The following is a 12,323-nucleotide window of genomic DNA, read 5'->3' as shown; positions in this document are numbered from 1 at the left end:
GTCATTCCTGTTTACGGAGCTGGGCCGACCATTCCCGCAGCACCCTGTCCAGCTCTTCTGAACGAATCGGCTTGGAGATGAAATCCTGCATTCCCGCTCTCAGGCACATCTCCTTATCTTCCTTCTGGGCAAAAGCGGTAGCAGCCACAATTACCGGATACAGGCCGTGCTCTTCCCTGATCCGCATGGTTGCCTCCATACCGTCCATCAGCGGCATCTGGATGTCCATAAAGACTAGATCGTAGCGGCGCAAACGCACCGCTTCCACCGCCTGCTCGCCGTTGAGGGCTGTATCTGCATGATAACCCCGCTTCTTGAGAAAAGCCTGCATAATCTGCAGATTGACCGGATGATCTTCAGCAATCAGGATCGACAGGGGCCCAAATTCACCGAACGAGTACTCGCTGCGCCTGTTCTGCACCGTTACCTGCTTGTCCCCTTCACCTGCCGTTATGAGCTCCCTGGCAGAATCCTCCCGCGGAATCAGTGCCTCAATGGTAAAATAGAACGCTGCCCCCTCCCCTTCCCGGCTGTCCACTCCGATGGCTCCGCCCAGCAGCTCGACCAGCTTTTTGCTGATCGCAAGTCCCAGTCCGGTACCGCCATACTTGCGGTTAATGGAGGGATGGAGCTGGGAAAAGGACTGGAACAGCAGACCCTGGCTGGCCGGGGCAATGCCGATCCCGGTATCTTTTACAATAAATTTGAGGATAACCGTACCGTTCTCCCGGACCGCTTCCAGCCGCGCAGTCATGCTGACCGTTCCTTCATCCGTGAATTTAACGGCATTGCCGACCAGATTGATAAGAATCTGACGCAGTCTCCCCTCATCGGTTACCAGGAGCGGCGGAAGCTCAGAGTCAATCTCCGTCTGGAGCACAAGCCCTTTTTCCTTTACCCGCGGATAAAAGATTTCCGTTACGTTAGACATCACCTGCCGGAGATCAACGGCCTGCAGCTCGACAGTCATCATGCCAGCCTCTATTTTGCTGAAATCAAGCACCTCGTTCAGGATATGCAGCAGGGACGCACTGCTCTTGTTGATAATTTGCGTATAGTATTCCTGCTCTTCACTAAGCTCCGTGCCCGTCAGCAGATCCGTCATCCCGATGATGCCGTTCATCGGCGTGCGCAGCTCATGGCTCATAATCGCCAGAAACTCCGATTTGGCACGGTCCGCCTGTTCGGCTGACTCCTTGGCCCGTACAATAGCTTTTTCTTCGGTAATATCGCGGAATACGACAACAACGCCTTTCCGCTCCCCGTTGTCGAATAGCGGGGTCATCCGGTATCTGACGAGGAAGCTGGAGCCGTCCAGACGCCAGAATACCCCTTCTTTCTCTTCATAGGACAGATGCTCAGAGAACCATTCAGGCAGTGTCTTGCCGCCTCCCGGGTAAGGCTCTCCGTCCAGCCAGGTCTGCTGTATCGCATGCAGCTCACTGCTTCCTCCGGCCTGAACGGAGTCATAACCCAGCATCGCGGAGGCAGCAGGATTAATAAAGACCGTCTCCCCTTCCAGGCTTATGCCGAAAATACCCTCGGTAACAGAGTTAAGGATCAGTGCATGCTCATAGCTCAGCTTCTCAATCTGTTCCAGATGCCGTTTGCGTTCTGTGATATCGCTCGTAATGGCAAACACACCAACTACGCGGGAATCCAGCATAATCGGCACATAAATCATACTCACCTCGACCTGGTGCCCATTCTTGTGGATCAGCCTGCTCTCAAAGGTCTGTGCTTCCCCGCCGGCAGCGCGTGTAAATCTCTCTGTAACAAAATCCAGCTCCTCCGGATCAATAAGCTCGCTGTAGAAGGAGTGCAGCAGGCTGCTCCGGGAATAACCGGTCAGATGCAGCAGACTGGCGTTAAGTGACTGGATGCAGCCTTCCAGATTCATCGCTATGATGGCAGAAGGGTTATATTCAAACAATGACTTGTAGCGGTTCTCGCTTTCCATCATTTTCAGCTCATACTGCTTGCGCTCCGAGACATCCCGGGTTACACCGATAATTTCGGCGGTTTCTCCGGGGCCGTACCGGATATGGCGCACAGTCGTTTCCACCCACAGATAAGACCCGTCCTTGCACAAAAAACGGAATACGATCGGCTCAAGCTTCAATCCTTTCATCCCGTCGTTTATATACTGCCGGACTCTGGCTTCATCCTCAGGATGAATATATCCCATCCCTTTCGTGCCGACCATCTCCTCAGGCGTATAGCCGAACATCTGCTGGCACACGGCGGAGGCATACAGATAGGTGGCATCCTCATCGGTCGCATTCCGTGTGATAAAATCCTGGGAGTTTTCTGATATCAGCCGGTAATTCTGCTCGCTCTCGCGCAGCTGCTCCTCCATAATCCGGTGTGCAGTCACATCCTGGACGACGCCGCTGATCTGCCTTGTTTTACCGTTATCATCCGGAACCGCTTCCCAGTGGGCGCTTATATATTTATCCGTTCCGTCTGCTGCTGTGATCCGGAAGGTCATGCTGTCACTCCCCCCGGATTTCAGGCATTTGTGTATCGCTCGCATGACTTCAGGTAAATCCTCAGGATGAATCGAGTCCTGCATCAGCTTGGGATCGTACAGGGAATGATTGCTGCAGTCCCCCTTATGCCCGAAAATATGACGCAGCTCCTTGGATACCGTCATCTGCTTACGGGCGTGATTCCACTCCCAGGAGCCCATTTTGGCCAGAAACTGGGCACTCGCCAGCATGTCTTCATATTTCTTGCGCTCCGTAATATCTCTGGCAACAGTCAGCACCTGCTCCACTTCCCCCCGGTCATCGCGCATAACCTGAAAGGAGCTTTCAATCCATAAATAATCGCCGTTTTTATGGCGGACCCTTCTGGTAAATACATCTTTATCTGAATAAAGCTTGCCGGGCTCCATCATCTCAGCGGCATCTTTATTGTGGTAATATTCAAGTCTTTTTTTGCCGATCATTTCATGCGCGGGATACCCAAGCATCTTCTCTACGGAAGGAGAGACATATATTATCGTCCCTTCCGGATCAGCCAGGGAGATCATATCCGGAGTGTTCCGGGTGATCAGGTTATACAGGTTATACTCTTCCCTCACCCTTTGCTCCGCCTTTTTACGCTCCGTAATATCCTGCAATTCCGCAATCATATAGACGGGAGTGCCTGCAGCCTCATCAAAAGTCAGAAACAAGTGCAGCGAGACCCAGAAGATTTCGCCGTTTTTGCGGATAAACCGTTCTTCACTGTCCACAGTCGCACCGGGACTCTGCAGAAGAAGCCTCATCACCCGTTCCTGGTCAGCCTGGTCTTTCTTCTCCATACAGGTAATATCAAGATACCGTAGGCTGAGAAACTCCTCTTCACTGTATCCGAACATACTGCATAAAGCGGGATTCGCCAGCTCGATCATTCCGTTCGTAAGCGAAACGACCGCAAATCCGGTAGAAGACCGCATATATAAGGTTTTATAAAGGATATCAGACAAAGATATTGCCTCCTCTGTACATTCGGGGGTGTTGGCTCATTCCTAGTATACCTTTTTTTCGGCCGATCCGCTGCCGAACTGAAGTCCTGTTTGGAGCCGGATCACCGCTTGCACAAAATCCCCCAATCACAAGCGTGACTGAGGGATTAATGATCGTTAAAAAAACGAAAAACCCTTCTGCTGAAGGGTTTCGTGATAAAGCTGATGCGGTCGAGAGGACTCGAACCTCCACGGTATTGCTACCACACGGACCTGAACCGTGCGCGTCTGCCAATTCCGCCACGACCGCATATTATGTATCATAGTGATTCAATCACCGTAATTAAGAATATACACTCTTTCCAGATGAATTGCAAGAATTATTTATTAATCTTCTCCTGATTCAATAATCATCCTGCAATCCATAAGAAAAAAGTCATAGTCAAGTTATTTTTATTAAGTTATAATTCAAATAAACTTAATAATGAAAGGATTATCGACATGGATTCTTTAGATAAAAAGATCGTCAATATCCTCATGGCTAACGGAAGGATCACCTGGTCTGAGCTGGCCGGAATACTCGGACTCTCCTCTCCTGCTGCCGCTGACCGTGTAAGACGGCTGGAGGAGCAAGGGGTCATCAAGGGCTATACGGCTCTGATCGATTCTGAATCAACGGGCTACAGCCTCGCTGCACTCGTTGCCGTCTCCCTTGAACGCCCGTCACACCGCCAGGCTTTTCTTACGCTCGTACACGGGCTGCCGGAAATTCAGGAATGCCATCATACGGCAGGTGATGATGACTACATCCTGAAAATCCGCTGCAGGGGAACAAGGGACCTCGACCGGATTATCAGTGAAGAACTGAAGGGTCTGCCGGGTATTGTGCGGACGAGGACGACCATTATCCTTGGGACCGTCAAGGAGACACCGAATGTTCACCTTCCGTATGGAGACAGCATATCATGACCCTCTGGCCCGCATTGCTGGGCGGCGTGGGCTTCGGCTTTATTGTCGCTGCACCGGTCGGTCCGATGTCGCTGCTCTGCATGAACCGGACACTGCGGCAGGGATTGTCCGCCGGTTTGGCCACAGGGGCAGGCATTGCGCTGGCTGATGCCTTTTATGCGCTGGTAACGGTGGCCGGCTTCAAGGCGGTGGGCGACTTTACCGCTGCATATGCCTTGCCGCTGAAGCTGCTCGGCTCCCTGTTCATCGCTTATCTCGGATTAAAGGCCTGGCGGACAGCGGGAGCCGCTGCTATGCCGGAGACTGCGCGCAGCGGAATGCTGTTCAGTCTGCTTACCTCGTTTCTGCTTACGCTGGCTAATCCCGCTACGGTCCTGAGCTTCATGGCGCTGTCTGCTTCCCTGGGCAGCAGAACCGGAAGCTCCCTGTTTTTGCCTGCCGGCATAGCCCTTGGCTCCTTCTGCTGGTGGCTGCTCCTGGCTCTAATCATAAAAGGGATCAGCCGGAGGCTTCCTGATTCTTTCACCCGTATTCTAAGCCGAATCTCCGCTGCCGTACTTATCCTGTTCAGCATCTATGGCATATTCAACGCGCTTCAATAGGTATAAACAATTAAGTTTATAATCTTTATATATTTCACTTATAAGTCCCGGCCGTGTTACAACATACTTATCCCACTGTAACCGGAGAGGAGTTTTACCGATATGAATCAGAAATGGAATACCGGAACCTATGATGCAGATATGGCCTTCGTCTCACAATACGGCCAATCCCTGGTTGAACTGCTGAAGCCGGCAGCCGGTGAGCGCATCCTGGACTGGGGCTGCGGCACCGGGGACCTCGCGGCTGTCATTGCCGGCTACGGCGCTGCAGTTACCGGCATCGATGCCTCGCCTGAAATGATCGCTGCAGCCCGCAGCAAGCATCCGGAGCTTGAGTTCATCCTGGCAGACGGACAGCGCTATATAGCTCAGCCATCTGCCGATGCCGTGTTCAGCAACGCGGCCCTGCACTGGCTGACCGATGCCAATGGAGCTGCGGCAAGCATTGCCGCAAGCCTGCGTTCCGGCGGCCGCTTTATTGCCGAGTTCGGCGGCCAGGGCAATATTGCCTCGGTCACCCGGGGGCTGCCGCGCGCCTTCGCAGCGGCCGGATGCCCGGATAAGCTTGCGCTGCCCTGGTATTTTCCCGGAATCGCAGAGTACACTACCCTGCTGGAGCAGAACGGGCTGATTGCCAGCCTTGCACTCTGCTATGACCGTCCGACTCCGCTGGCCGGCGGTGAGCAGGGCTTCAGGAGCTGGCTGAATACATTCGCGGACGGGATTCTGAGTGTGCTTACCCCGGTCCAGCGTGAAGAAGTGCTGGCCTTCATGGAGCAGGAGCTGAGACCGCAGCTGTTCCGTGACGGCGTCTGGGTAATGGATTACCGGCGAATCCGGCTGGTTGCTGTAAAGAGCTAAAAAAAAGAGCGCACCGGAAGCATCATACCGGTGCGCTCTTTCAATGTAATAGCCTGTTTCATCTGTTACTGGGACAGGCCGCCAACCTGTCTGTCTCTCCCTGCTCCCAGCCCGGCAGCACACAGAAGCACAGCTGCGGCGGCCAGCAGGCCGAGCGGAAGATTCCAGCTGTCCGTGGCATCATGCAGCAGTCCGAACAGCGCAGGCCCCATGGCTGCGAGCAGATAGCCGACAGACTGGGCCATCCCGGACAGCTCGCTGGCCTCCTGGACTGTGCGGGTCCGCAGGCTGAAGAACATCATGGCCAGCCCGAAGGCGAAGCCGCCGGCGATGCCGATGCAGACCGCCCACAGCGCCATCCAGGCCGTGCTGCCCAGCCAGATGCCAAGGATTCCAATTAAGAACAATATAGAAGTGATTAGGACCAGACTGCGCTGGTTCTTCATCCGTCCGGCCAGCAGCGGCACAAAAAAGGTAAACGGCAGCTGGGCCAGCTGCATCAGCGACAGAATCCAGCCGGCGTGGCCGGCCGACATGCCGCGTTCACCCAGAATTACCGAGAACCAGGAAATCAGCACATAATAGAGCAGGGATTGCAGCCCCATAAACAAGGTAACCTGCCAGGCCAGCGGTGATTTCCAGACGTTTAACGAGGATTTGGCGGCGTGTGACCCGCTGCCCTGGACAAAGCCTTTCATTTGCGGAAGCCAGAATAGTATCGCCAGCAAAGCGATAACAAACCAGAGCGACAATGTACCCCGCCACCCTAACCCTGCTTGTCCCGCAAGCGGAACGCTGAAGCCCGAAGCTGCCGCCGCACACAGGTTCATTGACACGGTATACATTCCGGTCATCAGGCCGATCCGTGCGGGAAATCTTCCCTTGATCAGTCCGGGAAGCAGGACGTTACAGACCGCAATAGCCAGTCCGATCAGTGCGGTGCCTGTGAAAAAGGCAACGGAGCCCGCAGCTGAACGGAGCAGGATACCGGCAGCCAAGGTCAGCATGGCCAGCAGCAGCACGTTGGCCAGGCCAAAGCGGCGGGCCAGCTGCGGCGCAAACGGCGACAGCAGGGCAAATGCAAGCAGCGGCAGGGTTGTAATAAACCCGGCCAGCGTATTGGACAGCCCCAGATCGTCACGGATCAGGCCCAGCAACGGTCCTACAGAGGTGAACGGCGCCCGCAGGGCAGCTGCAACAAACAAGATTCCAAGCACCAGCAGGAGCCGGCTGGAGGCGGTTCGGTTTCCGGGCATACCTGGCTTTGCGGATGTCCGGGCTTGAGATTTTACAGTCATGATGATCCTCCTGATTGCAGTACAAACGGCTGACAACCGGTGATTGTCAGCTGCTACAGACCAATTTTCTCACACAGATTGTTATATTATAACCCCGCCTGACTTCAATTGCATAAGTTTTTAACGTTCTGCGCCCGATATGTACACCGCTCCTGCCAGTCCTGAGACTGGCAGGTTCAGCCGGATGGATCCGCTCCATTATACCCAGAGGGATTTAGTAATGATTACGAGCAGGATGAACAAAACCAGAATGGCGCCAGTTGAAGTGAATGGGCTGTATCCGCCGACATTTTCGCTCATGCTTAACTCCTCCTTTTTTCTGGAATATCCATAACATATGTCTTAGTATCCGGCTTGGACTGGGTGAAGCGGCACGAATTCCTGCCCCTTGGCGCATGACAAAGGTTGACAAATCCGGTAACCCTCTTTAGTATCCTAAGAATAAGACAGTTGAGAATGAATCTCAACTAACAATACATACAGAAATGAGTGAGCAAGAGATGCTGCGTCGTTTTTTCTCCTATTACCGGCCGTACAAAGGGCTGTTTATTCTCGACTTCTCCTGTGCGGTGGGGGCGGGGCTGCTGGAGCTCGCTTTTCCGGTAGCTGTGAATACCTTTATCGATGAGCTGCTGCCCGGCAAGGACTGGCCGCTGATTCTGCTGGCTTGTATCGCCCTGCTCGCGATTTATGCCCTGACAACTGTAATGAACTACGTGGTCACTTACTGGGGGCATATGCTGGGAATCAACATCGAAACCAATATGCGTAAAAAAATGTTCGACCATATTCAGAAGCTCTCCTTCCGATTCTTCGACAACAATAAAACCGGTCATCTGATCGGGCGGATCACCAATGACCTTAACGATATTGGCGAGGTAGCCCACCATGGTCCGGAAGATGTGTTCATTGCCGTAATGACACTGGTCGGTGCGTTTATCCTTATGGCAGATCTTAATCTGCAGCTGGCTGTGATTACCTTCATTATTGTGCCGATTATGGCCTGGGTGATCATTTACTTCGGACGCAATATGACCTCTACGTACCATAATCTTTTTGGCAATGTGGGGAATTTCAACGCCCGGATTGAGGATAATGTCGGGGGCATCCGCGTGGTGCAGTCCTTTGCCAATGAAGAGCATGAGAAGGTGCTGTTCGCTGAAGACAACCAGAGGTTCCGCCAGACCAAGCTGATGGCATACAAGCTGATGGCCAAAAGCTCTTCGGTCAGCTACATGATGACCCGGCTGATTACGATCGTAGTGATGATCTGCGGCGCCTGGTTCTTTATCCAGGGTGAGCTTGCGATCGGGGAATTCGTCGCTTTCATCTTGTTGTCCAATATCTTCTTCCGGCCGATTGAAAAAATCAATGCCGTAATCGAGAGTTACCCGAAGGGCATCGCCGGCTTCAAGCGCTATCTTGAAATTATTGACACCGAGCCGGACATTGCCGATAAGCCGGACGCCACCCATGCAGGTTCCCTGCGCGGCGACATCGTCTTTAATAACGTGAGCTTCGGTTATGAGGCAGACCGGCCTGTGCTGAACCGGATCAGCCTGAAGGTTAATGCCGGGGAGACCATTGCTTTTGTCGGACCATCCGGTGCCGGGAAAACAACCATCTGCAGCCTCCTCCCCCGCTTCTATGATGTCACCGGCGGTGCCATCTCCGTGGACGGGACCGATATCCGCGACCTGAAGCTGCATTCCCTGCGCAAGCAGATCGGGATCGTGCAGCAGGATGTGTTCCTGTTCTCCGGTACCATCCGCGAGAATATCGCCTACGGCAAGCTTGATGCGCCGCTGGACGAAATCTGGACAGCCGCCAGACGCGCCCATCTGGAGGACCTGATCAACAGCCTGCCGGACGGCATGGACACCATCATCGGCGAACGCGGCGTGAAGCTGTCGGGCGGTCAAAAGCAGCGTCTGGCCATTGCCCGGATGTTCCTGAAGAACCCGCCGATTCTGATTCTGGACGAGGCCACCTCCGCACTCGACACCGAGACCGAGGCCGCTATCCAGCAGTCTCTTGCCGAGCTGTCTGTCGGCCGCACCACTCTGGTCATTGCCCACCGGCTGACCACGATCAAAAATGCCGACCGGATCATCGTCGTGAATGAGGACGGCATCTCCGAGGAAGGCCGCCACGAAGACCTGCTGAACGCCGGCGGCACCTACAGCCGTCTGTATCAGGCGCAGTATAACGCGTAAGCCACGTCGACTCAAACATAAACAACCTTCCGCTCCCCGGCCTGTCGGCCGCACGGCGGAAGGTTGTTTTGTTGTGGTGCAATCAATCAGATTCAGCAGTATTCATTCCTCCCGGCAGCATATGCCGGCATAGCGGACTTACACAACAACCCTTCTAGTCTACGGCTACCCCTAGAAAGCGGACCGCCAGCTCCCGGTAAAAGCTGATCGAATCAAGATACGCTTCAATATCAATCCATTCGTCCGGCTGATGGGCAAGCTTGGGATCACCGGGACCATAGATCAGCACGGGCAGCTTCCCGTGATTATGGAGCACGGAGGCATCCGTGTAATAGGAGACTCCCTGCACTGCCGCCTTGTCTTCACTGCCGGCAAGCACAAGCGCAGTGCGGATCAGCTCCTCGCCGGGATCGGTGTAGACCACACTCCGGTCCAGCAGCTCCTCCACCTCATAGCGGAAGCCGGCATTCAGCTGCTGCATGCCGTCAAGCTTGGCCGTAATCTCGGCCAGCAGCTCTGCATGCAGCAGCGGCGGGACCGTCCGGATATCCACATCAATGCTGCAGCGGTCGGCGATCACATTGGTCTGCACACCCCCGGTGATGGAGTTAACCGACAGGCTGCTTGATCCCAGAACGGGATCATGGGCCTGCCACTCCAGCGCATGCCGCTTAATCAACGCGATGAATTCCATCATCCCTTCCACCGCATTCAGGCCAAGGTGCGGCATGGAGCCGTGGGCGCTGCGTCCATGCAGCGTAATCCGCAGCCATAGTGCTCCTTTGTGGCCGACGGCAACACGGCTGCCTGTCGGCTCGGCAATTACCAGGCCGCCCAGCTCCCCGAGGCTGTGCTGCTCCACATAGTGCCGGGCCCCGCAGCTGTCGACCTCCTCCCCGGCTGTAGCCAGAAAGATCAGGTCGCCGCCCAGCCGGATGCCCTCCTGCTTCAGCGATACGGCGGCGAGCAGCATGGCGGCCAGTCCGCCTTTCATATCAGAGGTGCCCCGGCCGTACATCCGGCCGCCCTCGATCACTGCGCCATGCGGCGGGTATTTCCCGGCTTCCGCAGTCCAGGGGCTGACGGTATCCAGATGTCCGCAGAACATCAGCTTCCGCCCCCCGCCGCCGGCAACTACCGCTTCAAGATTGCTGCGCCCCTGCTCAACTGTGATGACACGGCTTTCCAGGCCCTCCCCGCGCAAATACGCCTGCAGCAGCAGGGCTAAACGGTGCTCATTGCCCGGCGGGTTACAGGTATCCACCTGAATCAGGCTCTGCAAAAAGGGAACGGCAACTTCCCGGCTTCTCACGTCAATCATCTTCCACATCCCCTTCAGCAGCGTAAATTCAAATAATTATGTTGAAATGTACGCTATTCCGCCGGGGTTTGCAGCCTAAAATGTCACGCTCCGGACACCTGCCGCTGCATATGATCCCTGTTATTTTTTCGCAATATGCACTTTTAGCTGCTTGCCTTTGATGGTTGTATTCTTCATTGCCTGGAGCACCATCGGGCCCTTGCCATTGAGAATATCCACATAGGTTACGTTATCCTGAATCGTGATGATACCGATATCATCGGCAGTCATTCCCTCAAGCTTGGCAAGCGTACCGACGAAATCAACCGCGCGCAGCTTCTTTTTCTTGCCGCCGTTAAAATACAGCTTCATGATGTCGCGGTTCATCACTTCGGATTTTCCTGCCTTGCGGACCTGCTTTTTGCCGAGCTTTTGCTCAAAAGCTTCCCTTGCCTCTTCCACAGCCTGCTCCGCAGGAGCCTGCAGAGCCGGGATGCTGAAGCCGATATAGGCTTCAATGTCAGCGACCCATTTATGCTCATTAGGCGTAACAAATGTAATGGCCTTGCCGCTGCTGCCTGCGCGTGCGGTACGTCCGGTGCGGTGCACGTAGCTTTCTTTTTCCATCGGGATGTCGTAATTGAATACATGGGTTATGTTCTCCACGTCGATCCCGCGGGCAGCCACATCCGTAGCAATCAGATAGCGGAACTGTCCTCTCCTGAACGCATTGATGACCTCAAACCGCTCGTCCTGCAGCATCCCGCCGTGCAGCTTGTCCGCCGGCAGCTCCTGGTCGGCCAGTCCCCGGAACAATTCATTGACCTGCTCCTGTGTCCGGCAAAAAATAATACAGCTGTCCGGGTTCTCCACCGTCAGCAGATCCAGCAGCAGGCCGAACTTGGCCGCAGGTCTGACCTCTATCAGCGTATGCTCAATGGTCGCCGTTGTAATTCCGCTGGCTGCAATCTCAATATCAACCGGGTCAGTCATATATTTGCGGCACAAGCTTTTTACGGCTTCGGGTAATGTCGCCGAAAATAGCATCGTTACACGGTCTTCAGGCAGGCACCGGATGATCTGCTCAATCTGCTCGATAAAGCCCATGCTCAGCATCTCATCCGCCTCATCAATGACCAGATAGCGAATCCGGTTCAGAGGCAGGGTGCCCCGTTCGATGTGGTCGAACACTCTTCCCGGCGTTCCGACGACAACATGCGTTTTCTGCGCCAGCTCGATTTTTTGCGGGGCAAACGGCTGCTTGCCGAACACAGCTACAGCCTTGATCCGCTTGAAGCGCCCGATATTGGTAATGTCCTCTTTGACCTGTGCAGCCAGCTCCCGGGTCGGGGTAAGCACCAGAACCTGCGGCTTATTCTCCGCCCAGTCCACCAGCTCGCAGACGGGGATGCCGAAGGAGGCGGTTTTGCCGCTGCCGGTCTGTGATCTGACGATCAGATCCCGCCCCTTCAGGGCAACCGGAATCACTTTGCTCTGTACTTCGGTAGGAGCTGAATAGCCCAGCAGGTCAAGGGCCTTGATAATCTCTTCATTTAATTCGTAATCTCTGAATTGCAGCTCGCTCATGTCATTGTTCCTTCCTTGATGTACCTATTCACTTTT

Annotated in this window: 9 protein-coding genes and 1 tRNA gene; 4 read left to right on the top strand and 6 right to left on the bottom strand. The window is 54.5% G+C overall.

Annotated elements, in window-relative coordinates:
• Position 1: 1 nt before the first annotated feature.
• Positions 2-3,475: a PAS domain-containing hybrid sensor histidine kinase/response regulator gene (locus BLR64_RS00135; RefSeq protein ID WP_090711037.1), complete on the bottom strand. Its 3,474-nt coding sequence runs from the start codon at positions 3,473-3,475 to the stop codon at positions 2-4.
• Between the two features lie 205 nt (positions 3,476-3,680).
• Positions 3,681-3,764: transfer RNA gene (locus BLR64_RS00130), tRNA-Leu, on the bottom strand.
• Positions 3,765-3,955: 191 nt separating this feature from the next.
• On the opposite strand from BLR64_RS00130, the gene BLR64_RS00125 reads away from it, so the two are divergent.
• From BLR64_RS00125 to BLR64_RS00115, 3 genes are all read left to right on the top strand, one after another.
• Entirely contained in the window at positions 3,956-4,423 is a 468-nt protein-coding gene (locus BLR64_RS00125) for an Lrp/AsnC family transcriptional regulator (protein ID WP_090711035.1), read from the top strand.
• Positions 4,420-5,025: a LysE family translocator gene (locus tag BLR64_RS00120; RefSeq protein WP_090711033.1), complete on the top strand. Its 606-nt coding sequence runs from the start codon at positions 4,420-4,422 to the stop codon at positions 5,023-5,025. Before BLR64_RS00125 ends, BLR64_RS00120 begins: the two co-directional genes overlap by 4 nt.
• A gap of 102 nt (positions 5,026-5,127) precedes the next feature.
• Positions 5,128-5,886 (top strand): class I SAM-dependent methyltransferase, encoded by a 759-nt coding sequence (locus BLR64_RS00115; RefSeq protein ID WP_090711031.1) that lies wholly within the window; start codon positions 5,128-5,130, stop codon positions 5,884-5,886.
• Positions 5,887-5,951: 65 nt separating this feature from the next.
• Here BLR64_RS00115 and BLR64_RS00110 read toward each other — a convergent pair whose 3' ends face one another.
• Both BLR64_RS00110 and BLR64_RS30500 read right to left on the bottom strand, forming a co-directional pair.
• On the bottom strand, positions 5,952-7,184 hold the full coding sequence (locus BLR64_RS00110; protein ID WP_090711029.1) for a CynX/NimT family MFS transporter: 1,233 nt from the start codon (positions 7,182-7,184) through the stop codon (positions 5,952-5,954).
• Positions 7,185-7,382: 198 nt separating this feature from the next.
• Positions 7,383-7,484 carry a sporulation protein YjcZ gene (locus tag BLR64_RS30500; RefSeq protein ID WP_197071419.1) on the bottom strand — a complete coding sequence of 34 codons (102 nt, stop codon included), beginning with the start codon at positions 7,482-7,484 and terminating at the stop codon, positions 7,383-7,385.
• Between the two features lie 200 nt (positions 7,485-7,684).
• Here BLR64_RS30500 and BLR64_RS00105 point away from each other — a divergent pair, with 200 nt between their 5' ends.
• Positions 7,685-9,400, top strand: a complete 1,716-nt coding sequence (locus tag BLR64_RS00105; protein ID WP_090711027.1) for an ABC transporter ATP-binding protein — start codon at positions 7,685-7,687, stop codon at positions 9,398-9,400.
• 154 nt (positions 9,401-9,554) lie between these two features.
• On the opposite strand, the gene BLR64_RS00100 is transcribed toward BLR64_RS00105, so the two are convergent.
• Both BLR64_RS00100 and BLR64_RS00095 read right to left on the bottom strand, forming a co-directional pair.
• Entirely contained in the window at positions 9,555-10,721 is a 1,167-nt protein-coding gene (locus tag BLR64_RS00100) for a M20 family metallopeptidase (RefSeq protein WP_090711025.1), read from the bottom strand.
• Positions 10,722-10,841: 120 nt separating this feature from the next.
• A complete protein-coding gene (locus BLR64_RS00095) occupies positions 10,842-12,287 on the bottom strand; it encodes a DEAD/DEAH box helicase (RefSeq protein ID WP_090711023.1) in 1,446 nt (481 codons plus the stop codon).
• Positions 12,288-12,323 lie beyond the last annotated feature (36 nt).

The organism is Paenibacillus typhae (assembly GCF_900099765.1).
Classification (GTDB): Bacteria; Bacillota; Bacilli; order Paenibacillales; family Paenibacillaceae; genus Paenibacillus_AQ; species Paenibacillus_AQ typhae.
Note: the sequence above shows the minus strand (reverse complement) of the source record. Positions and strands in the feature narration are given on the sequence as shown.